The sequence below is a fragment of the Bacillus sp. FSL K6-2841 genome (assembly GCF_037976435.1).
In the GTDB taxonomy this organism is placed as follows: Bacteria; Bacillota; Bacilli; order Bacillales; family Bacillaceae; genus Bacillus; species Bacillus pumilus.
The window spans coordinates 1,877,045-1,903,986 of the sequence record NZ_CP150266.1 but is presented as its reverse complement, the minus strand read 5'-3'; the positions used below and the strand labels follow the sequence as shown (position 1 = coordinate 1,903,986).

The window sequence follows — 26,942 nt, the reverse complement described above, 5'->3', positions numbered from 1 at the left end:
TTTATATGATAGAAAAAAAGGAGATGAGAATGTATGTACGATATCGTGACATTAGAGAAACAATGGATAAAAGGGCTGTCTGTTCGAACAACAAACGAAATGGAGCAAACAAAAGAGCGGAAGATTGCTCCACTCTGGCAGCAATTTTTTGCGCAGCAGCTTCACGGAGGGCAAGCGCCCGTCATAGGATTGTATTCAGATTATGAAAAAGATGAGCATGGCTCTTATTTATTTACTGCTGGGCAATTCGTGGATCAGCAGTTAGAACATATCATAGAGATTCCTGCCTCCGCCTACGTAAAAATCCGAACGAGAAAGGGTCCGATTGAAGAGGTCGTGTGGGAAACATGGCAGCAGATTTGGACGTGGGATGAGCGCCATTACCGCACATATACAGGCGACTTTGAATGGTATGACGAAAGATCTATAGATCCAAAAGAAGCGCAAATTGATATTTATATTGCGGTTGATGAAGAAATGCTTGCTAAAACTAATAGTATTAGTTAATATAAAACTAACAACATTAGTTTTAGGGGGACACTTGATGAGATTGACAACTTTTGACCGTCTGCACCAGCTCACATTGATGCCGAGATTATTCCCGGTAAACTGTTATGTTTTTGAGGAAGAGAACGGACTGACCTTAATTGATGCTGCGTTAAAAATGGCAGCAAACTCGATCATCGAATTTGCTCGACAAAAGAACAAGCCCATCCACAAAATCATTCTCACCCATAGTCATATGGATCATATCGGTGCATTAGATGAAGTGAAAAAGGTTTTTCCAGAGGCTGTCGTCTATTTATCAAAACGCGATGCCCGCCTATTTGAGGGTGACTTGTCCTTACTTCCTGGCGAACCCCAGCAAAAAATCAAAGGCAGTTTTTCGAAACATATTCGTACAAAACCGGATGTGCTTGTCGAAGAAGGGGATGAGATTGGACCGCTGAAAATCATTGCAACACCAGGGCACACACCTGGCAGCATATCCTTATACGAAGAAAGATCAAAAGTTGTGATTGCTGGGGATGCCCTTGTGACAAAAGGCGGCTTATCCGTTACGGGTGAATTTCGCTGGTCTTTCCCTTTCCCGGCTTTTGCTACATGGGATGCAGAAACCGCACTCAAAAGCGCCGAAAAATTACTGGCACTTCGCCTATCCTGTCTTGCTGCAGGACATGGCGATCTCATTATAGAACCTCATGAAAAGCTTCAAGCTGCCGTTCGAAAAAGGCAGCAGCAGCTGAAGAAAGGGGAGCAGTAAACCGTGTCTCCAAGAATGGGAATCACGCAAGAAAAAATCATCGATACAGCAGCTACATTTGTTGATGAAGAGGGTTTTTCTGCTTTGACCATTGCTACATTGTCTAAAAGACTGAACATCAGACCACCCTCTCTTTATAATCATGTATCTGGTCTTCATGAAATTCAGGCGGCACTCGCAGAAAAAGGGCTGTCCATGCTACGTGAAGAAGGCATACACGTAACAGAGGGGCTGGATAAAGAAGAAGCTGTGTTAGCCTTTGCCAAACAGTATGTTCAATTTGTCCGCGAACATCCAGGTCTTTATGAAGCAGCCTTTTCACATATGGAGGAGAAAAAAGTAAGAAGTGAGGCAGAGCGCCTTGTTGAATTTGTCCAAGCCATCATGGCCCGTTTTGGTGTCAAAGAAGAAGAGATGACACATGTGGTCAGAGGACTAAGAAGTTTATTGCACGGCTTCGGTGATATTTCAAATAAAAATGGATTTCAACGAAAAGAACAGCTTGAAGACAGTGTGAGCTATGCGGTCAAGCTTTATATCTCAGGTGTGTTGCAAAAAGAAGATCTGTCTCATTGACAGGTCTTTTTTTGGTAGTGGATCGATATGTTTTAGAGGCGGTCATCTTGAACCAATTTTTTGACAAAAAAAAGAATAAAGATTTGACAGTTTTGTGAAACATGGTATGCTTATTATGTGAAATAATTCACATAGAGGAGTAGAGGCAGATGAAAAGAAAGCCCGTTTATGTGGAAACAACCATTCATGCACCGATAGAGAAAGTATGGGAGTATACGCAAAATCCAAAGCTTCATGAACAATGGGATTTGCGCTTTTCAACCATTTCATTAAATGAACCTCAAAATGAACAGCCCCAATCCTTTTTGTATGAAAAGCATCTTGGGTTTGGTTTAAGTGTCACAGGGACAGGAGCTTATCGAACAAGAATGATGGATGAACGGAATGAGCGGGCATCCTCACTTCATTTTAAATCGTCACACCCATTGTCTTTTATCAAAGAAGGCAGCGGCTACTGGAAGTATATGAAAACAAGCGATCACATTGTGTTTCAAACTCAATTTGATTACAAAACGAAAGAAGGAAAAGGATGGACATGGGCAGATCGGATTCTTTTTCGCCCAATGATCGGGTTTATGACAGCCTTTAGTTTTGGTGCATTAAAGACGTGGCTTGAAAAGGGAACGCACCCTCGGTTATTACTAGAGAGAACCCTTGCTCATTACGGGATTTGTTTGCTGTTTGCCATTGTCTGGTTAAGCCAAGCAGCCAATCCTTTTTCACATTCGGCTTTTGATCATAGCACGAGTTTCCGATTGTTTTATGCGCTTTTAGGCGTATCATGGTTAATTCCCAAACGATCAAAGAAATATCTCTTCATTTTACAAAGTATGTTTCTTCTCATTATGCTTTGTATAGGGATCCTATCCCCGCAAACGACGCTTCATGAGCCGCTTGTGATGAGTGCATTTTTTATTTTGTCGATTGCAGGTATGATCAATTTAAAAGATTGTGTAGATGTATTTTCAATCAAGCGAAAAAGGGGCGGTAGACATGGTCGTTCATCGTCATCAAGTAAAGGATTACGATAAACTGCATCCAAAGCTAAAAGAGAGATACAACCGCGCGTTTTCTGCTGAAGGTACTATGGAGGAAATAGGCGGCGGGTCAAGATTCATTCGGTTGATCTTCAGAATGGGTCCACTGTTTCGTTGCTTTTTCCCCGAACGAGGTAAAAACATTCCTTTCCGAATTGTGAACGAGCCCTTTGTGACAAATAAGGGGGAGGAAGGGATGCACTGGTATCGAACGTTTTATTTCCCAAAGAAGGAGCGGCATTTTGATGCGGATATGATTATTGATCAGGAGAGTCATACAGTACTAGATTACTTTGGAAAGCCTAGACTTCTTGTGTCAGAGCTTCATTTTACAGTAACAAAGCATGGTTTCTTGCACATCCAATCCGGCCGGCAGAAGTTTTTGATGTTCAGAAAAGAATGGCCGCTGCCTTCATGGCTTTATGGAGTGTCAGATGTAACGGAAGGCTACGATGAGCATGCAGGTGAATATAACATTGATGTCCACGTGAAAAACCGCCTGTTTGGTACTCTTTTTACATATAAAGGCCGTTTTACAGAAAGGATGGCTCATAATGAATAAGTGGCATTTGACATCCAGTTTGATCTTCATGTCTTGGTTTATTGTCACCCGTTTCATGACAGGCCGGGTAGCAGAATTTTTTGTTCTCATGGCGATTCTATTTTTTCTTCCCGCTGCCTTACACTTTTTTGAGAAAGAAGGGGAGAAACACAAGCCAGGGATGCTGATCGGCTTTTTAATGAAAGCCTTTCCGATAGCGGCTCTTTGTGCAACCACCGCTTTTATCTATCATTCCGCTTGGTTTGCATCGGGATGGCTTTTATATACAATCTTATTGGCGTTATTTGGCTTTTCTCGTTTATTGAAAAGAGGAATCTTTCCGCTTCATGAGCTGATGATTGATGGCGCATGGATGTATCTCGCTTTAGGGGGTCTGTGGTTTTGGCTATACACAGCAGATATACAGGTGATGACATTTTCGCCGATCATTGTTCTTTTGACCGCTATTCATTTTCATTACTCCGCTTTTTTTATTCCGCTTTTTTATGGATTATTAGGGAGGCAGCCAGCAAAAGAAACAGCTTTATACAAAGCAGCGGGATGGGTGATTTTGCTGTCGCCTCTGATGATTGCTGTTGGGATTAGCTTTTCCCGTCTATTTGATACGTTCAGCGTCATACTTTATGTGATGGCCCTCTACATATATGGCTTCCTTTGTGTGAAAACAAGATTTCGTTCAACTTTGGCGAAAGGTCTCGTTGTGTTTTCTAGCTTTGTTTTAATGGGGACGATCGTGCTATCACTTCTTTATTCCGCAGGTATGCTGATGCGTGTGACCTACATTAGCATTGATCAGATGATTTGGTTTCATGGCAGTATCAATGCTTTTTTTGTGATTTTGCCAGGTTTGATTGGCTGGCTGATTGAAGGACCGAAGCATCAATTAAAGCAGAAGAACTTTCCGATGTCGAAAATGCATGGCCGGTTTCAGATGAACTCGATTCAAGAGGACAGCGCGCATGACTTTGAGAAGCTTGGTTTAGTCGATTCTCTTGATGAATTAAATGGAAAGACATTTTCAGCTGATAGGGTGTCACCCGTGATTCGCAGATTTTATGAAGACCCTATGGCATTTACATTAAAAGCAGCCGTCAGCTTTCATAGGTGGGTAAGGCCGTTTGTTTTTTTACTTCAGCCAATGTTTAAGAAAATAGGTCAGCTTTATTTGGGGTTATCTCGTCATCCATATGAAATGAAGGGACGTCTGACTAGATTTCAACATCCAAAGGAAGAAAGGAAAAATGTTCGGGCTTGGATACGTTACAACGCAAAAGGAGAGCAAGTCTTTTTTGCACTTTATGCTCTTCATTACGATGCAGCTGGGGGTTATTTGAATATTGCGCTGCCACTTCCTTATTCTCAGCTGACAGCTATTTTAAAGCCTTTTGATGAAAAAGGAGATTTTTTATTAAAAAGTACATGTCCAAAAGGCAGTACCGGTGACGAAGGATTGTATGTTCATACGCCTTTTATCACCATGAAACTGCCAATGGAAGAAAGCTTTCATATGAAGCCGCAGACGGATGAAAGTCTCACAGCGGTACATCAAATGAAGCTGTTCGGTATTCCTTTTTTAACGATTCATTATCATATTGACAGTCATCATGTTAGTCAATGATGTCACATGGTTCACCGTGCCGAATGATGTTCACAATCGCTTGCCCATCACTCGGATGATGATCTGCATACTGGACTGGCAGAAGTGCAAAAAATACATAGTAGACTGAGAAGTAAGCAAATTGATAGAAAAATTGGTGCTCTGGCAGGAAATCATTGGCGATCATTGTGTTCAGTATGAGAACACTGAGCAAGTTGCATAATGAACCGCCTAAGTAGACAAGAATGTGCGACAATCGGTTATTTTTCCTCATTTCTTCATAGTGGCAAAATGCATCTAGAAAATAGATTCGTCTAATCGCCAAGAGCAAAGGAAACCTTTGCTCCAAACATCCACGCGACCACAATATGGCCAAGTTGATGCAGGATGGCAACAATAGGAAGAATGACAAAAAACGACCAGCAAAACGTCCACATATCTGATAGTGTAAACAAGTGTGAACCCTCCCCAAATTATTCGAGAGGAAGCAGTAGGATTATTTGCCATTCTACCGAATTCATTTTTAGGATGCAAACATTTAATACGCGACTATAAATTTATTATGTAAACTATAAAGGTGATGTTAGCGCTGTATAGGCTTTTTGAACCTCCTTTTAGATAAAATGAATGTGCTACAATGGATAATCAATAGATTATGTTATCTTTTACGAAGGGGAGAGAGTCAGATGGCAGATATTGAACAGTTTTTGGCGTTAGATATTCGCGTTGGAACGATCATAGAAGCAGAATTTTTTGCAGAGGCAAGAGTGCCTGCGTTGAAACTCAAGATTGATTTTGGCGAAGAAATCGGTGTGAAGCAATCTAGTGCTCAGCTGACAAAGCGTTATACAGCAGAGAATCTTACTGGCAAACAAATCGTAGCGGTCGTTAATTTCCCGCCAAGAAGAATTGCTGGGTTCAAATCAGAAGTGCTTGTCTTAGGAGGCATTCCGTCAAAAGAAGACGTGGTTTTGCTAGCGACAGATGAACCGGTTGAGAATGGAACAAAAATAGGGTAAGAAAAAAGACATCTTCCTAAGAAGATGTCTTTTGCGTATTGAGGCGGAATAACCACACGCCACATTCGTGTGTGTCTCAAAGAGACATGTTACCCGACTTACACAATTCAGCTCATCGCTTGATTAATATAGCATGGGATGAGCTTGAATGCAACCAATAAATGAATTCTTTTAGATTTTCATGTCATTTCAAAAGATAAATGACAAGATATCGATTATTTGGATTATTTTTTCAAAAAATATTGAAAAGTCAGATCAGATTTTATAAAATGAACTCATCTTAGTTTGTTTAGTCAATAAACTAAGATGAATTTCAAGTATCGAACCCTATATTGAAGGAGATGATTCTGTCATTCGACTGTTTTGTTGCGTATTTGGGCTAAGCTGAAAGGATGAGATGTTCAGCTACATTTTTATAACAAATTGAAAGCGCTTTATATTCCGCGTATTGATTGCTGCTGCCCTCCATCATCTGTTCGTTAGAAGAGGCTAAGTGAAGAAGGGAGAAAGCTCATGGTTAGTGAGAATTTAAAGAAGATTCGTATGTCTGAAAAAGTGGGATATGCTTCAGGGGATTTCGCATGTAATTTGATTTACGCAACTGTCTCTACATATCTATTATTTTTCTATACAGATGTGTACGGTTTATCAGCGGCAGCAGCAGGGACGATGTTTTTGGTTGTTCGCGCCATTGATGCGCTTGCAGATCCATTTATTGGTGCATTGGTGGACCGGACGAACAGCCGTTTTGGCAGGTTTAGACCTTACTTGTTATTCGGTGCGTTTCCTTTTGTCGTACTTGCCATTCTCTGCTTTACAACACCTGATTTTTCTGAAATGGGTAAACTCATTTATGCCTACATCACGTATGTTGGTTTATCGCTTACATACACATTCATCAACGTTCCTTATGGTGCTTTAACTTCCGCAATGACAAGAAATAACCAAGAAGTTGTTAGTATTACGTCCGTTCGTATGGTATTTGCCAATCTAGGCGGTCTGGTTGTGGCTTTTTTTGTTCCTTTTCTTGCGACCTTTTTAAGTGATACGACAGGAAATACAGCACTTGGCTGGCAGATGACGATGGCTTTTCTCGGCGTTCTTGGCGGCGCATTATTGATTTTCTGTTTTAAAAGTACGAATGAACGTGTCACGCTTCAAAAGCCAGAGGAAAAGATTAAATTCAGTGATATTTTTGTCCAGTTACGAGTGAATCGCCCGCTTGTTGTATTAAGTATTTTCTTTATTATTATTTTTGGTGTGAACTCGATCAGCAACTCTGTTGGGATCTATTATGTGACGTATAACCTTGGCAGAGAAGATTTAGTGAAATGGTACGGACTCATTGGCAGTCTGCCAGCTTTAATGGTGCTGCCGTTTATTCCGAAGCTGCACAAGTTGTTAGGTAAGAAAAAGCTGCTGAATTATTCTTTATCGCTGAATATCGTAGGTCTTCTTGCCTTACTTGTGATACCGCCGAGTCAAATCACGTTAATCCTGATTTTCAGACTCGTTGCTGCTGCGGGTAGTATTACAGCCGGTGCATACATGTGGGCACTCATTCCTGAGACTGTTGAATATGGCGAATATAAAACTGGAAAAAGGATGGGCGGACTTATCTACGCAGTCATTGGATTTTTCTTTAAATTTGGGATGGCATTAGGCGGGATCGTTCCGGGGCTTGTACTCGATCGATTTGGCTATGTTGCAAACCAAATACAGACGCCAGAAGCATTGCTTGGCATTTTAATTACGGTAACAGTGATTCCTGTATGCTTACTGATTTTAGCGATGATTGATATTAATTTTTATAATTTAGATGAAGAAGAGCACCAAAAAGTCGTGAGGGAGCTTGAGAATAGGGATCAAGTATATATCGATCATATGGATGATTTTAAAATGTAGGTCGTGAAAGAGGAGGAAGTTGAATGAAAATTACCAATCCAGTGCTCAAAGGATTTAACCCGGACCCAAGTATTTGCCGTGTAGGAGAAGATTATTACATGGCGGTCTCTACATTTGAATGGTTTCCAGGGGTCCAAATTTATCATTCGAAGGATCTCGTCCATTGGCGACTTGCTGCGCGTCCTTTGCAAAAAACGTCGCAGCTGGACATGAAAGGGAATCCTGATTCTGGCGGAGTATGGGCACCGTGTCTAAGCTATGCAGATGGTCAGTTTTGGCTTATTTATTCAGATATTAAAGTAGTGGATGGTCCATTTAAAGATGGTCATAATTATTTGGTTACGGCAAGTGACGTTGATGGTGATTGGAGTGAGCCGGTTAAGCTTAATAGCTCTGGCTTTGATCCTTCTTTATTTCATGACCAAAGCGGCAAGAAATACGTTTTAAATATGCTGTGGGACCATAGGGAAAAGCACCATTCCTTTGCAGGTATTGCCCTGCAGGAATATAGCGTGACGGAAAAGAAACTCGTTGGCCAGCGGAAGGTCATTTTTAAAGGCACACCGATTAAATTGACAGAAGCACCGCATCTTTATCATATCGGTGATTACTATTATTTATTAACAGCAGAAGGAGGCACCAGGTACGAGCATGCGGCAACAATTGCCCGTTCCCCGCAGATTGAAGGGCCTTATGAGGTTCATCCTGATAACCCAATTTTAAGTGCTTTTCACACGCCTGAACATCCGCTTCAAAAATGCGGGCATGCTTCCATTGTTCAAACGCACACAAATGAATGGTACCTCGCTCATCTGACTGGCCGCCCTATTCAATCAAGCAAGGAATCTATTTTTCAACAGAGAGGATGGTGTCCTTTAGGAAGAGAAACAGCGATTCAAAAGCTTGAATGGAAGGATGGCTGGCCGTATGTTGTGGGCGGAAAAGAAGGATCGCTTGAAGTTGAAGCACCAGCGATCAACGAAAAGGTTTTTGCTCCAACACACCATACAGTCGATGAGTTTAAAGAATCAACGTTAAATAGACACTTCCAAACATTAAGAATTCCTTTTACTGAACAGATCGGTTCATTAACGGAAAAACCTCATCATTTAAGGTTATATGGTCAGGAATCTCTCACATCTAAGTTTACTCAATCCTTCGTTGCAAGGCGCTGGCAAAGCTTTTATTTTGAAGCAGAGACCGCTGTGTCGTTCTTTCCAGAAAATTTTCAGCAAGCCGCTGGTCTTGTGAATTATTATAATACGGAAAATTGGACTGCGCTTCAGGTGACATATGACGAGGAACTTGGTCGTATTCTTGAATTATCTGCCTGTCAAAACCTTTCCTTTTCTCAGCCATTGACACAAAAAATCGTCATTCCAGAGGAGGTCACCTATGTGTATTTAAAAGTGACCGTTCAGAAAGAAACATATACCTATTCTTATTCTTTTGATCAAAAAGACTGGAAGGAAATTGATGTGATATTTAAATCTAGCCATCTATCTGATGACTTCATCCGAGGAGGAGGATTTTTTACAGGGGCATTTGTCGGCATGCAGTGCCAGGATACAAGCGGCGAGCGTCTGCCTGCTGATTTCAACTATTTCCGTTATGAGGAAACAGAATAAATAAAAAAAGACAACACGGTAAGAGCTGTCTTTTTTATTGAAGAATCTGTCATGGTGAGAGGGTGGCATCTTGCAGAAAGGCTTCAATGACGAGTGAAGTCATCCCTAATACCGGTGCGTTATGTCCTAATGACGAAGGAAGCAGCTCGACATGTGAACTGAATTGAGTATCTATCCTTGAGGATACCTCCTCTTGAATCACACGTAAAACCGCTGGCTGCGATTCAATCACCTTGTTTCGTAAAATAATCGCTTGCGGGTTAAAGGTATGCAGGACGTTTGTGAGACCGACCCCAAGGTAAAAACCAAAGTTGCGCAGGGCATTGAGCGTTTTCATATCATTGAACGTCGCCAGTTGTTCCACATCTTGGTGAGAGATGGGCTGATCATTTGTTTGAAGGGACTGAAACAAGGCTTTCTCAGATGCATACAGCTCCCAGCAACCACGGTTTCCGCAGCTGCATGTTGGTCCATTAAAGTCGATGGTCATATGTCCCATTTCACCAGAAAAGCCGTATGCCCCTCTGTATAAATGATGATTGATAATGATTCCGATTCCAATGCCAGTGCCGATGCTGGCATAGATCAAATGATCATAATGTTTAGCGGCACCAAAGATTTTTTCACCATATGCACCGGCATTTGCTTCATTTTCAATAAAGACCGGTACTTGGAATGCATCTTGTAGCGTTGTTTTCAGATCAACATTTTTCCATTTAGAATGAGGCGTAAACACGATCTGTTCATCAGCATCCACTAGCCCAGGAATACATAGGCCAATACCTATGAGCCCGTATGGGGAAGAGGGGATTTGGGCCATCAACTGCTGTATTAATTCAGTTAATATGCGTATGGTCACGTCAGGAGCGCTTGATGGGAGCTTCATCTGCTCCTCATGAAGGATGGACCCTTCAAGGTCGGTTAAAATGCCGTTGACATAATCAACGCCGACATCAATCCCGATGGAGCAGCCAGCACGTTTATTAAACATAAGTAAAACCGGCCTTCTCCCGCCGCTGGACTCACCTTGGCCGATCTCATAGACGAGCTGCTCCTTCATTAATGTACTTACTTGAGAGGAAACCGTCGATTTATTTAACCCAGTGCGTTCAGATAATCTGGCTCTAGAAATTGGCGCATGCTGGAGAATTTCTTTTAATAATAGCTTTTGATTTATTTTTTTCACAAAGTTCTGATCAGCGATATCCATGTTATCCACTCCATTTGTTTCGTCTTTAGATTAAGTGAAGAAAAAAGCTGTTTTTCTTCGTCTGTAATCTGTAAGAAGGATGATTTTAACTTTATTATAACGAAAATATTTCTAAAAAACTAAAAAATATGGAAAATTCAAAGTGAATGGATCATCAATTGAACATTAGTTTGTTGAATCAACTTACAAAGTGAAATCATAGGAGGAATAAAAGATGACCAACTCAAATATGAAAACGTTACACAGCTTAGAAGGAATCGGAAAGATACAATTTGAAGGAAAACAATCAAAAAATCCACTCGCTTTTAAATACTATAATCCAAACGAAATGATTGGCGGAAAAACAATGAAAGATCATCTGCGCTTCTCAGTCGCTTATTGGCATACATTGACTGCTGATGGAACAGACATGTTTGGAACTGGCACGATGCAGAGAGCCTGGGATTCCTATAGCGGAATGGATTTAGCAAAAGCTAGGTTGGAAGTAGCCTTTCAACTGTTTGATCTATTGGATGTACCGTATTTTTCGTTCCATGACCGTGACATTGCACCGGAGGGAGATACGCTTCAAGAGACAAATCAGCAATTAGACATCATTTTAGAAAGAATGAAAGAATACATGCAAGATAGCGGAGTCAAGCTGCTGTGGAACACGGCCAACATGTTCAAGCATCCTAGATTTGTACACGGCGCAGCGACATCTTGTCATGCAGATGTCTTTGCCTATGCGGCCGCACAGGTGAAAAAAGGGATTGAAACAGCTAAAGAACTTGGCGCAGAAAATTACGTTTTTTGGGGAGGACGAGAAGGATACGATACTCTGCTGAATACTGATATGAAAAGAGAGCTTGACCACATGGCATCATTTTTGCATATGGCTGTTGATTATGCAAAGGAAATTGGATACACTGGCCAATTTTTAATTGAGCCTAAGCCAAAGGAGCCAACCACTCATCAATACGATGCAGATGCAGCAACATCTATCGCCTTTTTAAAGCAATATGGATTAGATTCACATTTTAAATTGAACATAGAGGCGAATCATGCGACGCTTGCTGGTCATACGTTTGAGCATGAATTACGCGTGGCGAGAATACATGGATTGCTCGGTTCTGTGGATGCGAACCAAGGGAATACGCTGCTTGGCTGGGACACTGATGAATTTCCAACCGATTTATATGCCACAACGCTAGCTATGTATGAAATTCTGCAAAATGGCGGACTAGGTACTGGCGGTCTCAACTTTGATGCAAAAGTTAGAAGAGCTTCTTTTGAGCTTGAAGATATTTTGTATGCCCATATTGCGGGGATGGATGCATTCGCAAAAGGGCTGCGGGTCGCTCATAGACTCATAGAAGATCGTGTGTTTGAAGATGTGATCAAGCACCGGTATCGCAGTTTTTCTGAAGGGATTGGACGTGACATTTCAGAAGGAAAGGCAAACTTTCATACATTAGAAGAGTATGCGCTCAAACATCCTTTAATCAGAAACGAATCGGGAAGAGAGGAACAGTTAAAAGCCCGGTTAAATCAATACTTATTAGAAGATTGATTGAAGAAGCGGACCTGTTTTGAAGGAGTGAAGACATGAAGTATGTAATGGGAATTGATCTTGGAACGAGCGGAGTCAAAGCCATATTAGTCGATGAGGATGGAAAGGTGTGCGGCGAGGCCACTAAGCCTTACCGCCTCATTCAAGATAAACCTGGATATTGTGAGCAGAACCCAGAGGAATGGGTTGAGCAAACAGTGGCTGCGATGAAAGAACTGATGGCAAGGCAGCCTGCCTTTTCAAAGAAAGTAGAGGGCATCAGCTTCTCTGGACAGATGCATGGTCTGGTTCTTTTAAATGAATCCCGCGAGGTGCTCCGCCCTGCAATTTTATGGAATGATACACGAACAACTGCGCAATGTACACACATCACAAAAAAGCTGGGGGAACGACTGCAAAAGATTACGAAAAATCAAGCGTTAGAAGGATTTACACTGCCAAAATTATTATGGGTAAAGGAACATGAACCAGAAATTGATCAACAAATCGACATGTTTTTACTCCCAAAAGATTACGTCAGATTTCGTTTAACAGGTTCTGTTCATATCGATTATTCAGATGCAGCTGGCACCTTGTTATTAAATATTGGAGAGCAAGCGTGGAGTGAAGAAATTTGTCAGGCATTTGATATTCCTCCTCATATTTGTCCGCCACTTATCTCATCAGAGGAAGAGGTAGGTACACTCTTACCGCACATTGCACGTGAGACGGGGATCGAAGAGGGTGCAAAAGTGTTTGCTGGCGGGGCAGACAATGCTTGCGGAGCAATTGGTGCTGGTATTTTATCCTCTGGCCGCACGTTATGCAGCATTGGCACATCTGGCGTCATACTCTCTTACGAAGAGGATCATGAAAGAGCGCTTCAAGGAAACCTGCATTTGTTCCATCATGCAAAAAAAGACGCTTTCTACACAATGGGTGTGACCCTTTCAGCAGGATATAGCCTTAACTGGATAAAACATTTACTGGCACCAGAGGAATCGTTCCAATCACTTTTAGAGGGTGCGGTTGATGTCGCGCCAGGAGCAAATGGATTGCTCTTCACTCCATATTTAGTCGGGGAAAGAACACCTCATGCGGATTCTATCATTCGTGGAAGCTTGATTGGATTAGACAGTCGGCATGAAAGGGCACATGTCGTTAGGGCTGTGCTAGAAGGGATTACTTTCTCGTTAAATGAATCGATCGCTTTATTCAGGCAAGCTGGGAAACACATAGATTCAATTGTCTCCATTGGAGGCGGTGCAAGAAGCCGGACATGGCTTCAAATGCAAGCAGACATTTTTCAGGCTGAGGTCATCCAGTTAGACAATGAACAAGGGCCTGCTTTAGGAGCAGCTATACTTGCCGCCGTTGGCTGCGGCTGGTATCCGTCGCTTGAAGCATGTGCGGAACAGTTTATCCACCAAGCAGCTGTCTATGAGCCAGAGCAGCAGCATGCAAGTATATATGCTGATCTGTTTCATCTGTATCAAAAGGTCTATACACAAACAAGAGATATCCATGCGGGGTTAGAACAATACCGTTCCGTCTAGCAAAAAGGGAGACATGAAAGGAGGTGATGAGCTCGCTTCATCTTAGAGAAGGCAGAACAATTTTAATGAAAAAAGGAGATGGATGGAAAATGAACTTGAAAAGATTGAGGCTATTGTTTGTGATGTGTATTGGATTTGTGCTGACACTGACGGCTGTACCAGCTCATGCGGAAACGATCTATGACAATAGAATCGGCAATCACAGCGGGTACGATTTTGAATTATGGAAGGATTACGGAAATACCGCAATGACACTCAATAACGGCGGGGCATTTAGCGCGCAATGGAACAATATCGGAAATGCTTTGTTTCGAAAAGGGAAGAAGTTTGATTCCACTAAAACTCATCATCAACTTGGCAACATCTCCATCAATTACAACGCAGCCTTTAACCCAGGCGGGAATTCCTACTTATGTGTCTATGGCTGGACACAATCTCCATTAGCTGAATACTACATTGTTGAGTCATGGGGCACCTATCGCCCAACAGGAACGTATAAAGGATCATTTTATGCCGATGGGGGCACATATGACATTTATGAAACGCTACGTGTCAATCAGCCTTCTATTATTGGAGACGCTACCTTTAAGCAATATTGGAGTGTACGTCAAACAAAACGTACGAGCGGTACTGTATCCGTCAGTGAGCATTTCAGAAAATGGGAAAGCCTAGGTATGCCAATGGGGAAAATGTATGAAACAGCATTAACTGTAGAAGGCTACCGAAGCAACGGAAGTGCGAATGTGTTTACCAACCAGCTGATGATTCGATAAATCTAATGAAAAAAAGCCAGCAGTTTTTTGCTGGCTTTTCTTCTGTCTATCATCATTTTACAACTTCCACTCTGCCAGAAAAGAACGTCGCACCGCCGCCCATATCTGCCAGCCGATCAGGTGTTAATCCATTGACTAGATGCTTTTTGCCTTTTTGATCTGCCCATAATCCTTGGCTCACCACAACACCGGATAAGACATTTTGACCAACTGACACGACAAGCTCGCATTCACCCCGGTCATTCAGCACACGCACCATGTCACCATCTTCAATCTCTCTTGCCTTTGCATCCTCTTCATTCATGTGAAGCTTAGGGAACTTCTCGAGCTTTTGATGCTTTTCATGAAGTGAGAAGGTCGAGTTAAGAAAATTATGATTCGGTCCAGGTATGAAGATAAGTGGATATTCGCTTTCTTGATAGAGCGGCACATAGGTTGGAAGTGCTGGATACCCGTCTTTTTTCATTTGTTCCGAATAAAGCTCAATTTTCCCGCTTGGGGTAGAGAGCTTTAAGTCTTGGAAAGGTCCTCTTTTTGCTTTGATCCATTTCTTTTCTTTTAATGCCTCGTATGAAATGTCCTCATAATGCGGATTTTCTGGATGATGAAGGGCTTGTTCCATGAGTTCCGCATCTGTCTCGCGGAAGGCTGCATCTTCAAAGCCCATCGCATGGGCTAACAAGCGGAACACTTCTGTATTGGATTTGCTTTCTCCATAGCGTTCAATCACTGGCTCTTGAATTTGAATATAATGGTGCCAGTATGATGTATAGAAATCCACATTTTCAAAGGCGGATGTGGCCGGCAGGACAATGTCTGCATACTTAGCTGTCTCTGTTAGAAATAGGTCGTGAACCACTGTAAATAAATCCTCTCTCAGCAAACCTTCTCTTACTTTATTTGCTTCAGGCGTCACAACAGCTGGGTTGCACGAGTAGACAAAGAGTGAATCAATGGAAGGCGCTGCATTCGTCAGCACACTGCCTAGCTGATTCATATTAAATGATCTTGGCGTGCGTTCCTTTAATAAATCCGGCCGCTGAAGAGCTGTTTCATTATAGCTCAGAAAAGAAGAGTTTGATTTCATCGCACCGCCTCCCTTGTAGAGCCACTGGCCAGTCAGGGCAGGGAGGCAGGAAATGGTACGAATACTCATCCCGCCATTATCATGGTGCTGCAAACCATTGCCAATACGAATAAGAGATGGCGATGTCTCTGCGTACATTCTTGCGAGTGTCACGATGTCCTCTTTTGAAACCCCAGTGATCCCCTCAACAGTGTCTGGATCATACTGCTTCACATGCTCACGCAGCTCATTATGACCGATAGTATAAGTTTCTAAAAAGGCTTCATCTGTCAGTCCTTCTTTAAAAAGGACATGCATGATGCCAAGGGCAAGGGCACTGTCAGTACCAGGTCGAAGCGGAATGAACCAATCTGCCATCCGTCCGGTTTGGTTTTTGTGAACATCAATCACAACAATCTTTGCTCCTTGCTTTCGGGCTTTTTGCGCGAGGGTGATTTGGTGCATATTGGTCGACACAGCATTGATCCCCCAAAAGATGAATAGTTTCGTATGAATGGTGTCTTCTGGGTCAGTCCCGATGCTTGCACCCATTGTATATTTATAGCCGGTCGTTCCTGCTGACTGACAGATAGTCCGGTCTAATTGACTTGAACCAAGACGATAGAAAAAGCGGCGGTCCATGCCTTCTGCATTCAGATTGCCCATATTCCCATAGAAGCTGTAAGGCAGAATACTTTCTGGACCTTTTTCTTCAATCAGCTTTGTCCATTTTTGCCGAATGGTTTCAATGGCTTCTTCCCATGTAATCGGAGCAAATTGTCCATCGCCTTTGCGGCCAACACGCTTCAAAGGAGTGGTCAGCCGCTTTTCATCATATAAACGGGCTGTGACATTCCGCACTTTGTTACATATGTTGCCTTGGGTGACGGGGTGGTCTGGATCTCCCTGGACTTTTACGATCTTTCCATTTTCTTTATGTATCAAAAGACCACACTGATCCGGGCAATCTAACGAACAAACTGATTTGAATATTCCGTCTTTCATTGCTGTATAATCGGTCATGAATTTTTGGCTCCTTTTCTGAAATCCGTTATCTCTTTATATGGACTTTATTTTAGCATGTTCGGAGATGGAAGGTAAGAAAGAGATGATGAATTGAAGAAAATGAAAAAAGCCCCTCAAGAGGGACTTTTAAAAACGGGTGACCTGTACAGGAAATTCTTTTACCCCAAAAACAAAAGTGCTTTGAATAGGTTTTAGCTGATCTGCCGCGCAGGTGATATCCTGATACGTCTGGAGTAAAACCTCAAGTGCAATGTTGCTTTCAAGGCGGGCAAGCGGTGCACCGAGACAAAAATGAATGCCAAAGCCAAAGCTCATATGCGGGTTTGATTTCCGGTCAAGACGGAACGTATCTGGATCGTCAAATTTCTGTTCATCGCGATTTGCTGAAGCGACCCAGCTGATGAGATAGTCTCCTTTTTTAATTTTTGAGCCTGCAATCTCAACATCCTCGGCCGCGATTCGCCCAATGGCTTGAACAGGCGGGTAATAGCGTAACGTTTCTTCGGTCAATTGCGGAATAAGAGAGGGGTCTTGCCGTACTGCTTCGGCAATATGCGGCTGCTCTGTCAGCAGTCTTACTGCATTTGTAATCAAATTGGTCGTTGTCTCATTACCAGCAACTAGTAATAGAATACAAAAACCAAGTAGTTCATTCTCGGTTAAACGCTCACCATCGATGTCTGCTTGAATAAGAAGTGAGATCAGGTCATCAGCAGGGGCTTCTTTTCGTTTTTGGATTAAGTGTGCAAAATAAGCGGACAGCTCTTCCTCTGCGCGTTTCTGCATATCGACTACTGCTTGAATGGCTTCTTTTGATTCATCCTTTGCACCTGCTACTAGGGCATCAGAATGTTTCTTAATGAACGCTCTATCCTTTACCTCTGCGCCAAGAAGCTCAGCAATGATCATGACAGGCAGGGGAGCTGCTAGATCTTCCACGATATCAAACGTACGCTGATCTTTCACTTGTTGCAGCAGGTCATGTGTCAAGTCTTTAATGTTATCTTCTAATTGTTTGATCGCTTTTGGCGTGAATGCTTTATTCACGAGTGCTCTCATTTTTGTATGTTTTGGCGGGTCCATTGTTAAAATACTCGTTTTTGTCGTGCTTCTTCCTCGCTGTGATGAGAACACTTTTGGCTGCTTCAGAACAGACTGGATATCCGCATATCGAAAGAGATCCCAGCACTTTCTTGTTTCATCATATCTAATATCACTCTCGGCACGTAGCTCATTGTAAATAGGGAACGGGAAAAGAAGGTCATCGGTCGAACGGATTTCTTTCATTGGAATGACATTGATATAGTTTTCTTTCACTTTCATTATGAACGCTCCTTTTTCACTTGGTTTCCCTTTCACGGTATCACCCGTAAAATATCATTTCAACGGACATGTTTTCTAAAATATGTCAATAGTCTAATCGAAAGATTCAAGCACATTCGTCTTATAGGAAAATAGGAATCCATTAGAAATGATAGCGTTTTCTATAAATTAGAATTGAAGTCACCGAAACCAAAAATAAAATGGGGAATTCAGTCGAACGAAAGGGTACTATGATGCAAATACATATAGTTCTTTAGATCTAAATTGTTGTTTTGCAAAAGCGCAGTCAGTATACATACAGCAAGCGGTTGAACGCGTATTCGGGACTTTTGGAAAGCGCTGGCTCTTTCTTGACACGATTTCTCATCATGTTACGATAACTAACGTGCGAAAAACACGAACAAAAAGCGAACGAGGGAGAGGATCAATATCATTGATCAAAAGAAAGTTGCTTTCATTGGAGCAGGTTCTATGGCGGAAGGAATGATTGCAGGGATTGTGCGATCAGGACAAATGCCGCTAGGCCAAATTTACGCAACAAACAGACAAAATCAACTTCGATTGAATGAACTAACGACACGTTACGGAATACAAACAGCCACAATGGATTCTTTTCCTTTTGAAGAAATGGATATGTTGATTCTGGCCATGAAGCCAAAGGATGCTGAAACAGCACTTGAATCGTTAAAACCTCATATTCAGAGTGACCAGCTGATCTTGTCTGTCCTTGCAGGTGTGAAGCAATCTTATATTGAAGATATGCTGCATGAAGGGCAGCCCGTGATGAGGATCATGCCGAATACATCAAGTACAATCGGGGCTTCAGCGACCGCTTTATGTGCTGGACGTTATGTGAAAGACGCCCATATCAGCATGAGTCAGGCGCTTTTATCTGAAATGGGCGAAGTGTATACCATTCAGGAAGAACAGATGGATATTTTCACTGGCATTGCCGGAAGCGGACCAGCCTATTTTTATTTCTTAATGGAAAGAATCGAAGAAGCAGGAGAAGAAGCAGGTTTATCTAAGGAATTGTCTCGCCAAATTGGCGCGCAGACACTTCTCGGTGCTGCGAAAATGCTGCAAGAAACAGAGGAAGATCCTTCTACTCTAAGAGAGAAAATTACGTCACCAAATGGAACAACAGCGGCAGGTCTGAATGCATTAGATGATTTTGGCGGAGGAGAAGCAATCAAGCAAGCCGTCAAACATGCTGCCGATCGATCAAAAGAGATCAGCAAACAGCAAAAACAAAAAGTATCTATATAAATAGAGCTCAGGTACAGGAGTGATAAGGTGTACGCAGATAAAGAGAGAAAACGAATTGTTGTGAAAATTGGAAGCAGCTCTCTTACTAGCTTTCAAGGGGAGATTAGTTTAAAAAAACTAGAAAACCTCGTCAATCAAATTGTGAAACTCAAAGATGAAGGACACGAAGTCATTTTGGTTTCATCCGGTGCGGTTGCAGCTGGTTACCGAAAACTAGGTTTTATCGATAGACCTAAAACACTGCCGGAAAAACAGGCATCTGCCTCAATCGGGCAAGGGCTTTTAATGGAATCATATTCTACTTTATTTTTATCACACGGTTATATTGCCTCACAGCTTTTAATCACAAGAAGTGATTTTTCAGATGAAACGCGCTATCAAAATGTGCGCAACACGATGAATGTGTTATTAGATCGAGGCATCATTCCGATTATTAATGAAAATGATACAGTGACGATTAATCGCTTGAAGTTCGGAGATAACGATACATTGTCTGCAAAAGTAGCTGGACTCATTGATGCGGATTTCCTTGCCATTTTATCTGATATTGATGGCTTGTATGAAGAGAACCCGCATACAAATCCGAATGCGAAGAGAATTCTTGAAGTCACAGACATCACAGAAGACATCGAAGCAGCAGCTGGAGATGCAGGCAGCAGTGTGGGCACAGGTGGAATGAAATCAAAGCTCGATGCGTTTAAAATTTCAATGGCCGCTGGCATTAATGGCTTTTTAGGAAAAGCAGATACGCCTCACATTTTAGACAAAGCAATCAATGGAACAGAGGACGGCACTTATTTTACCGCTGATGAGAATTTAGCACCGCTGAATTACAAGAAGCAGTGGATTGCCTTTCATTCTGGACCAAAAGGCGAGATCGTTATTCAAAAGAAATCACAGGAACACCTCATGCACCGGGAGAAATGCCTTGATTCCGATGGCATTGTCAATGTAAAGGGTTCGTTTAAAAAAGGCGATGTCGTCCGTATTTTAGATCAAGATGGTAGAGAAATCGGGCTTGGTATTGTGAATTATCCATCTGATGAACTTGCACAAGGCAGTGACTCGTTACAGGATGAAGTGGTTCATGTCGTCGATCTTGAAGCTTTTGTTTGTCATTTAGATTTATCGATACCCGTTTGTTAACAAAAAGGGAGGAATTTCATGACACTGACAGCTGAAGTTGTCACATCGGTCAAAGAAAAAGCGAAAAAAGCAAAGCACGTTTCAAAAAAACTAGGTTTACTTCATACAGAGGATAAAAACGAGGCTCTGCTTAAACTAGCAGAAGCGTTAGAACAAAATAGCACCTTCATCTTACAAGAGAATCAAAAAGATATAGATGCTGGGAAGGAAAAGGGCTTCTCAGAGGCACTCTTGGATCGTTTAATGTTAAATGAAGAAAGAATTCATGAGTTTGCCGAAAGCTTGCGGCTTGTGACGAGATTAACAGATCCTGTTGGAGAAATATTGGATGAATGGACTCTTGAAAACGGCTTGCATGTGAAAAGCCGAAGAGTACCGCTCGGCGTGATCGGGATGATCTATGAAGCGAGACCGAACGTCACTGTCGATGCAGCAGGGCTTGCCCTTAAGGCAGGTAACGCAGTGATTTTAAAAGGCGGTTCCTCCGCTATTTCTTCCAACAAAGCCATTGTGAGTGTTATTCATGAAGCGTTGGATCAAACAAAGATTCCGCGTGATGCAGTGCAATTGATTGAACAAACAGATCGTTCATCGGTTCAAGCGATGCTTCATCTAAAAGAATGGATTGATGTCTTAATTCCGCGAGGCGGAGCTTCTTTAATCAAAACAGTGGTTGAACAATCTACGATTCCCGTCCTTGAAACAGGAACAGGAAACTGTCATGTCTTTATTGATCAAACAGCCAATGTGAAAAAAGCCATTGAGATCGTCATCAATGCAAAAACGAATCGTCCAGCTGTATGTAATGCGCTTGAAACGCTGATCATCCATCGCGATTGGCTGAAAGAGAATGCGGCATCATTGAATGAAGCCCTGCAGGAGCACCATGTCACCGTTCATGGCGATGAGGCTGCACTGTCTCATTTTTCAAACGCCATTCCTGCTGAGGAAGTGGACTGGACAGATGAGTATTTAAGTCTTGACCTTGCCGTAAAGGTAGTTGATTCAATCGACGAAGCGATCCACCATATTGAAAAGTACGGTACAAAACATTCAGAAGCCATCGTGACAGAGGATGAAAAGCAGGCACTCACGTTTTTAAACGAAGTCGATGCGGCGGCGGTTTATCATAACGCATCTACTCGCTTTACAGATGGAGGTGCACTTGGATATGGGGCTGAAATTGGCATCTCTACACAAAAACTGCACGCCAGAGGACCAATGGGACTTTCAGCACTCACAACAACGAAGCTGCTTCTTTCTGGTGACGGTCAGATTAGAAGCTAGATGAGATTCAAAAAACACTACCTTTTTCATGGGGGTAGTGTTTTTTTGATGCAGATATTTATTGGCTGGAACAGGTTTTCTTCATCACTTTCTCAAACTTAAAAAATTCAAATTCCTCAGGTGCTGTAGGCTCATTTTTTTGGTCAGTTTCATGAGGTGCGTTTGGATCTGGATGTTTCATATGATAAAACTCCACAATTTGAAAGCCGCATTTATTGACATAGAAATGAATGTTGCGTTTTTCAAAATATGGGGTCACAACCTCCCAAACAATCGTTTCTGGATATTTCGCCTCGATGGCTTTCCATGCTGCCTGACCAATGCCTTTTCCGTGTGAGGATGAAGAGATGTATAATAAGTCAACTGAGTTGTGGTGGGTCTCTTGGTTGATTTTAATGACAACGCCGCCTGCCTTTTCGCCATTTAGCATCATATGATAAACAATGTGTTCATTCGAATGAAAAGATGCATCAATCACATCATCTGGAGGAATCGGTCCATCATGCGCATCGCCAAATGCGTCGATCACGCCAGCTGTAAAAGCTTTCTGTAGCTCATTTTTCATAAAAGGGAAGTCCTCTTTTTTGGCAAGTTCTAATGTCACTTCATGTTGAATGATGGTATTCATGTTTTTATCCTTTCCAAGCGTAGTGGTGTTCTGCATGTTATCATAAAGGGTGGAGTAACTCCATAGTCAAGAGGGGAGCCTTAATGATGATGAATGATGTGCAAAAAACTTTTTTCACTGGAGAATTTGCCAAGTTATTTGATGTAAAGAAAGATACTTTGTTTTATTACGATAAAATTGGTTTATTTAAGCCAGCTGGTGTTCATGAAAATGGGTACCGTTACTATACCCTTGAGCAATTTGATCATTTTATAGCGATTCAATCCCTTCGAGCTGTGCAATTTCCGATAAAAGAGTTAAAACAATATTTCACTGAGCCTTCTCGCGAAAGGCTCCAACGCCTAGCAGCTGAACAAATAGACAAGGTCAAACAAGAGATTGAAAAACTTCAAGATATCCAGTCTTTTCTTATGCGGGTCATGGAGACGACGCAGGAACTATCATCTGTAAAAATAGGAGAGGTGTTGTTTCAAGAGCTCCCAGAAGAACCAGTTGTATTAAGCGTGGCAAACCCGATTGACATGAATACATCCGTAGAAGAAATATCTCGTATTGTTGGACATTTTCTAAAGGAAATTGGCATAAAAGGGGCTGCGGCAAATGGAGCTGTCTTAAAAAAGGAGCAGTTCCTTCAGCGTCAATATCATCAGTCAGATCAGTTGTTTTGCCGAATGGAAGCGCCGGAAGCAGTTAAAAAATCTGCGGGCATTTATGCGGTGATGTATGATCAAGGATCATATGAAGTGATTGAATCTGCTTATTCGCGCTTGTTAGATGAAATTGAAAAAGAGGACATGATGCTGGATGGAGATGTATTTGAGGAGTATTTGCTTCATTCACTCATGTCTAAAGATGAAGCAGAGTATATAACGAAACTCAGTGTAAAAGTGAAAAAGCGTTTAGAGTAACAAAAAAAGGATAGACCGCATGGATGCGAGTCTATCCTTTTTTATCTTTAACCGACTTGATTCTCCGTAAATTGGCTCATATATAAGTCTGCATAGAACCCATTTTGTTTTAAGAGTTCGCTGTGCGTTCCTTTTTCAATGATGGTGCCATCTTTCATGACTAGAATAAGGTCGGCATCTTTGATCGTCGACAGTCTGTGTGCAATAACGAAGCTCGTTCTGCCTTTCATCAACTCATTCATCGCCTTTTGAATGTGCATCTCTGTCCGTGTATCCACACTGCTCGTCGCTTCATCTAGTATTAAGATCTTTGGATCAGATAAAATCGCACGGGCGATGGTTAACAGCTGGCGCTGACCTTGGGACAGATTGCCGGCATCTTCTGTTAAGAGTGTGTCATATCCGTCTGGAAGTGTCCGGATGAAGTCGTCAGCATAAGCATGTTTGGCGGCTATGATGACATCCTCTTTTGAGACGTTCTGCCTGCCATAGGCAATATTGTCGTGAATCGTCCCTTCAAAAAGCCACGTATCCTGAAGAACCATCGCAAATAAGTCGCGTACTTGCTGACGACTGAGATCAGTTGTTTTGACGCCGCCGATGCGGATAGAGCCTCGATCTAATTCATAGAAACGCATTAAAAGATTGATGATGGTTGTTTTTCCAGCGCCTGTTGGCCCAACAATCGCAACTGTTTGTCCTTCTTTGACATCTAAACTCAAATCTTTAATAATCGGATGGTCTTTTTCATATCCAAATTGAACTTGTTCAAAGCTCACATTGCCTGAAAGTGATTCAAGGTTAATTGCTGCATCTTCCTCGGCACTTTCTTCTTCCTCATCCAGGATGTCAAACACCCTTTCAGCAGAAGCAATCGCTGATTGAACCAAGTTGGCGACGCTTGAAGCTTGCACGAGCGGCTGAGACATTTGCTGCGTGTATTGGATAAATGCCTGCACATCCCCGACACGAATATTCCCGTTAATCACAAGAATACCGCCGGCTACACTGACTGCCACATAACCTAGGTTCCCGATAAACGTCATCAATGGCATCATTAATCCGGATATGAACTGCGCTTTTCTTGATGATTCATACAGCTGTTCGTTTAATTGATCAAATGTATCAATCGCTTTCTTTTCGTAGCCATATGCACGCACCGTTTGATGCCCTGTGAACATTTCATTAATATGTCCATTGATCATTCCTAACTCTTTTTGCTGCGCTTTAAAATGTTTTTGAGAAAATGACGTAATGCCGCGAATGGCAAACAGGCTGAGCGGCAGTGTTAAACAAACAAGCAATGTCAGCAGCGGACTAATCAAGAGCATCATGACAACAATCCCAATGACCGTGATAACAGATGTAATTACTTGGGTGAGTGCCTGCTGAAGCGAAGTATTAATATTATCAATATCATTCATCACACGGCTCAGCGTGTCCCCATGGGTTGTTTTATCAAAATACCGAAGGGGGAGACGTGTGAGCTTGTCATTTGCTTCTTGCCGTAATTCAGCAATGGTCTGTTGGGAGACACCCGCCATCACATATTGCTGGACAAATGAAAAGAGAGAGGCAACGACATATAAAAGGACAAGCAATAATAAAATACGTGAAATGACATCAAATTGAACGGCTGTTCCTTGAGTAAAGCTGTCAAATAGGGAAGAGGTGGCATCCCCTAGCAGCTTTGGACTAATGACATTAAAAACGGTTGAACCGACTGCTGCAATGAAAACAAGGATCAGCTGAAATTTTCTCGGTTTCAAATAACCAATCAAACGAAGCAGTGTTTTCTTAAATTCCTTTGGTTTTGCGACAGGCCCTCTAGGGTGGCCACCTTTATGGCCCATGCCGGAAGACATTTTCTTACTCATCCTCGCTCCACCTCCTGACCTTCCTGTGATGCAACAATTTCTTGATAGACAAGATTGTCCTTCAGTAATTGTTCATGTGTTCCGATACCAGCAATTTTTCCTTCATCTAGTACGATGATTTTATCACTATGCTTCACTGTGCTGATTCTTTGCGCCACAATGATTAGAGCGGCATGTGCTTTTTCGGCTTCTAAAGAAGCCCGAAGCTTTGCATCTGTTTTATAATCAAGTGCTGAGAAACTATCGTCAAACAGATAGAATGACGGCTTTCTCACTAGCGCTCTTGCAATAGAGAGACGCTGCTTTTGACCACCAGATAGATTCGATCCACCCTGGTCAATTTCCGCATCGATGCCGCCATCTTTTTGTAAGACAAATTCTTCTGCCTGCGCCGTGCGCAGCGCCTGCCAGACGTCTTTATCGCTTGCATCCTGCCTTCCAAAGCGCACATTATCGGCAATGGTTCCACTAAATAAAACCGCTTTTTGAGAAACATAGCCCATCTGGCTTCTTAGTTTCTTCTGAGGCAGCTCTCTAATGTCTACACCATCTAGTGTAATCCGGCCTTCTGTTGCTTCGTAAAAGCGCGTCATTAGCTGGAGAAGGGTGGTTTTCCCTGATCCTGTACTTCCGATAATAGCTGTCGTTTCACCGGTTTTGGCTTCAAACGTAATGTCTTGAACCGCCGGCTTTTCCGCATTTGAGTAATAAAATGACACATCCTCAAAGCGAATGGATTGTGCGGGCGCACGAAGGTCAGTAACCGTTCCTACATTGTCTTGAATTTTCGGTTCCATGTTTAACACTTCGTTCATGCGTTTAGCTGATGCTTGTGCTCTTGGGACCATAATGAAACTCATTGACAGCATAATAAGTGCCATCAAAATCATCATCGCATATTGGATAAAGGCAATAAGATTCCCAACTTCCATCTCTCCGGCATCAATTCGGTTTGCACCAAGCCAGACAATGCCGATATTTGTGAAGTTCATGATGATGAGCATAAATGGAAACAAGTAAGCCATTAAACGGTTGACTCTAAGACCGGTATCCTTGTAGGATGTGTTGGCTTCTTGAAAACGTTCCTTTTCATCATCTACACGGTTAAAAGCACGAATGACCCGGATGCCTGAAAGAGATTCTCGCATAATTAAATTCAGCCGGTCTGTTTTTTTCTGAAGCTGGCCAAAGAGCGGAATGGCTTTCCTCGATACTAAATAGATAAATCCGCCAAGAAGGGGAAGGGCTGCTAAAAAGATGAGAGACAGGACAGCATCGCGGGATACAGCCAAAATAATTCCGCCCACAAGCATGAGCGGGGCTCTCGTCATCATTTGTAAAATCATGATCGTAACATCTTGGACTTGTTTCACGTCATTTGTCGATCTTGTAATAAAGGAAGACGTTCCGATCTTTTGAAATTCTTCTAGTGAAAATTGTTCAACATGCACAAATAATTGTCTTCTCATATCACGCCCGAAGCCAAGTGCAGTCTTTGAGGACAAGTAAGACTTCCAGATCGTGAGCAAGATGGCAAGTAAAGAACAAGCCACCATCCAGCCGCCAACCTTCCATATATAAGCAATATCTCCTTGGACGATCCCAACATCGACGATATCTGCCGTAAGCGTCGGTAAATACAGCTGGAGCATACTGCTTAAAAAGGTGAGGATCACAATGGACACAACGGATAGCCGATATGGCTTTAAAAACGATAAAATTGATTTCATACAAATACCTTTCTTCCATATAGT

Annotated in this window: 22 protein-coding genes and 1 pseudogene; 16 read left to right on the top strand and 7 right to left on the bottom strand. The window is 42.2% G+C overall.

The window, feature by feature from the left end; genetic code table 11:
• Positions 1 to 33 precede the first annotated feature (33 nt).
• From MHH68_RS09420 to MHH68_RS09395, 6 genes are all read left to right on the top strand, one after another.
• Positions 34 to 507 carry a GyrI-like domain-containing protein gene (locus MHH68_RS09420; RefSeq protein WP_339162792.1) on the top strand — a complete coding sequence of 158 codons (474 nt, stop codon included), beginning with the start codon at positions 34 to 36 and terminating at the stop codon, positions 505 to 507.
• A 37-nt stretch (positions 508 to 544) separates the two neighbouring features.
• Entirely contained in the window at positions 545 to 1,264 is a 720-nt protein-coding gene (locus MHH68_RS09415) for an MBL fold metallo-hydrolase (protein WP_339162789.1), read from the top strand.
• A gap of 3 nt (positions 1,265 to 1,267) precedes the next feature.
• Positions 1,268 to 1,840: a TetR/AcrR family transcriptional regulator gene (locus MHH68_RS09410; RefSeq protein WP_058014918.1), complete on the top strand. Its 573-nt coding sequence runs from the start codon at positions 1,268 to 1,270 to the stop codon at positions 1,838 to 1,840.
• A gap of 149 nt (positions 1,841 to 1,989) precedes the next feature.
• Positions 1,990 to 2,871, top strand: coding sequence for a hypothetical protein (locus tag MHH68_RS09405; RefSeq protein WP_169057176.1), 882 nt, complete (start codon positions 1,990 to 1,992; stop codon positions 2,869 to 2,871).
• Positions 2,834 to 3,439 (top strand): DUF4166 domain-containing protein, encoded by a 606-nt coding sequence (locus MHH68_RS09400; RefSeq protein ID WP_339162786.1) that lies wholly within the window; start codon positions 2,834 to 2,836, stop codon positions 3,437 to 3,439. Before MHH68_RS09405 ends, MHH68_RS09400 begins: the two co-directional genes overlap by 38 nt.
• Complete coding sequence (locus tag MHH68_RS09395; RefSeq protein ID WP_339162783.1) at positions 3,432 to 5,057, top strand: YndJ family protein; 1,626 nt, start codon at positions 3,432 to 3,434, stop codon at positions 5,055 to 5,057. Before MHH68_RS09400 ends, MHH68_RS09395 begins: the two co-directional genes overlap by 8 nt.
• Here the strand turns inward: MHH68_RS09395 and MHH68_RS09390 are convergent.
• Positions 5,047 to 5,491: pseudogene (locus MHH68_RS09390) on the bottom strand (hypothetical protein). The gene MHH68_RS09395 and the pseudogene MHH68_RS09390 overlap by 11 nt on opposite strands.
• 231 nt (positions 5,492 to 5,722) lie before the next feature.
• On the opposite strand from MHH68_RS09390, the gene csaA reads away from it, so the two are divergent.
• The 3 genes from csaA to MHH68_RS09375 all read left to right on the top strand — a co-directional run bounded on the left by csaA (position 5,723) and on the right by MHH68_RS09375 (position 9,588).
• Positions 5,723 to 6,055, top strand: coding sequence for a chaperone CsaA (gene csaA / locus MHH68_RS09385; protein ID WP_061408187.1), 333 nt, complete (start codon positions 5,723 to 5,725; stop codon positions 6,053 to 6,055).
• 513 nt (positions 6,056 to 6,568) lie between these two features.
• On the top strand, positions 6,569 to 7,960 hold the full coding sequence (locus MHH68_RS09380) for an MFS transporter (RefSeq protein WP_058014922.1): 1,392 nt from the start codon (positions 6,569 to 6,571) through the stop codon (positions 7,958 to 7,960).
• A 23-nt stretch (positions 7,961 to 7,983) separates the two neighbouring features.
• Positions 7,984 to 9,588 (top strand): glycoside hydrolase family 43 protein, encoded by a 1,605-nt coding sequence (locus MHH68_RS09375; RefSeq protein ID WP_339162780.1) that lies wholly within the window; start codon positions 7,984 to 7,986, stop codon positions 9,586 to 9,588.
• A 49-nt stretch (positions 9,589 to 9,637) separates the two neighbouring features.
• Here the strand turns inward: MHH68_RS09375 and MHH68_RS09370 are convergent, their stop codons facing one another.
• Positions 9,638 to 10,798, bottom strand: coding sequence for an ROK family transcriptional regulator (locus MHH68_RS09370; protein WP_169057180.1), 1,161 nt, complete (start codon positions 10,796 to 10,798; stop codon positions 9,638 to 9,640).
• Between the two features lie 214 nt (positions 10,799 to 11,012).
• Here MHH68_RS09370 and xylA point away from each other — a divergent pair, with 214 nt between their 5' ends.
• The 3 genes from xylA to MHH68_RS09355 all read left to right on the top strand — a co-directional run bounded on the left by xylA (position 11,013) and on the right by MHH68_RS09355 (position 14,658).
• Positions 11,013 to 12,350 carry a xylose isomerase gene (gene xylA / locus MHH68_RS09365; protein ID WP_169057181.1) on the top strand — a complete coding sequence of 446 codons (1,338 nt, stop codon included), beginning with the start codon at positions 11,013 to 11,015 and terminating at the stop codon, positions 12,348 to 12,350.
• A gap of 35 nt (positions 12,351 to 12,385) precedes the next feature.
• Positions 12,386 to 13,885, top strand: a complete 1,500-nt coding sequence (gene xylB, locus MHH68_RS09360; protein ID WP_339162776.1) for a xylulokinase — start codon at positions 12,386 to 12,388, stop codon at positions 13,883 to 13,885.
• Between the two features lie 89 nt (positions 13,886 to 13,974).
• Positions 13,975 to 14,658 carry a glycoside hydrolase family 11 protein gene (locus MHH68_RS09355; protein ID WP_169057214.1) on the top strand — a complete coding sequence of 228 codons (684 nt, stop codon included), beginning with the start codon at positions 13,975 to 13,977 and terminating at the stop codon, positions 14,656 to 14,658.
• A 52-nt stretch (positions 14,659 to 14,710) separates the two neighbouring features.
• Here the strand turns inward: MHH68_RS09355 and MHH68_RS09350 are convergent, their stop codons facing one another.
• The gene (locus MHH68_RS09350; RefSeq protein WP_339162773.1) at positions 14,711 to 16,747 is read right to left on the bottom strand and encodes a molybdopterin oxidoreductase family protein; all 2,037 of its coding nucleotides are present in this window, start codon (positions 16,745 to 16,747) and stop codon (positions 14,711 to 14,713) included.
• Between the two features lie 129 nt (positions 16,748 to 16,876).
• Entirely contained in the window at positions 16,877 to 18,073 is a 1,197-nt protein-coding gene (locus tag MHH68_RS09345; protein WP_169057184.1) for a cytochrome P450, read from the bottom strand.
• A 423-nt stretch (positions 18,074 to 18,496) separates the two neighbouring features.
• Here MHH68_RS09345 and proC point away from each other — a divergent pair, with 423 nt between their 5' ends.
• The 3 genes from proC to MHH68_RS09330 are packed head-to-tail and all read left to right on the top strand — an operon-like array spanning position 18,497 to position 21,775.
• Positions 18,497 to 19,342 carry a pyrroline-5-carboxylate reductase gene (gene proC / locus MHH68_RS09340; protein WP_339165788.1) on the top strand — a complete coding sequence of 282 codons (846 nt, stop codon included), beginning with the start codon at positions 18,497 to 18,499 and terminating at the stop codon, positions 19,340 to 19,342.
• 27 nt (positions 19,343 to 19,369) lie between these two features.
• Positions 19,370 to 20,488: a glutamate 5-kinase gene (proB, locus tag MHH68_RS09335; RefSeq protein ID WP_058014931.1), complete on the top strand. Its 1,119-nt coding sequence runs from the start codon at positions 19,370 to 19,372 to the stop codon at positions 20,486 to 20,488.
• 18 nt (positions 20,489 to 20,506) lie between these two features.
• Positions 20,507 to 21,775 carry a glutamate-5-semialdehyde dehydrogenase gene (locus MHH68_RS09330; protein WP_339162771.1) on the top strand — a complete coding sequence of 423 codons (1,269 nt, stop codon included), beginning with the start codon at positions 20,507 to 20,509 and terminating at the stop codon, positions 21,773 to 21,775.
• A gap of 58 nt (positions 21,776 to 21,833) precedes the next feature.
• Here MHH68_RS09330 and MHH68_RS09325 read toward each other — a convergent pair whose 3' ends face one another.
• Positions 21,834 to 22,403, bottom strand: coding sequence for a GNAT family N-acetyltransferase (locus tag MHH68_RS09325; RefSeq protein WP_339162769.1), 570 nt, complete (start codon positions 22,401 to 22,403; stop codon positions 21,834 to 21,836).
• 86 nt (positions 22,404 to 22,489) lie between these two features.
• On the opposite strand from MHH68_RS09325, the gene MHH68_RS09320 reads away from it, so the two are divergent.
• Entirely contained in the window at positions 22,490 to 23,311 is an 822-nt protein-coding gene (locus MHH68_RS09320) for a MerR family transcriptional regulator (RefSeq protein WP_339165787.1), read from the top strand.
• Between the two features lie 47 nt (positions 23,312 to 23,358).
• Here the strand turns inward: MHH68_RS09320 and MHH68_RS09315 are convergent, their stop codons facing one another.
• Complete coding sequence (locus tag MHH68_RS09315; protein WP_339162767.1) at positions 23,359 to 25,188, bottom strand: ABC transporter ATP-binding protein; 1,830 nt, start codon at positions 25,186 to 25,188, stop codon at positions 23,359 to 23,361.
• Positions 25,185 to 26,918, bottom strand: a complete 1,734-nt coding sequence (locus tag MHH68_RS09310; RefSeq protein ID WP_339162764.1) for an ABC transporter ATP-binding protein — start codon at positions 26,916 to 26,918, stop codon at positions 25,185 to 25,187. Before MHH68_RS09310 ends, MHH68_RS09315 begins: the two co-directional genes overlap by 4 nt.
• Positions 26,919 to 26,942 lie beyond the last annotated feature (24 nt).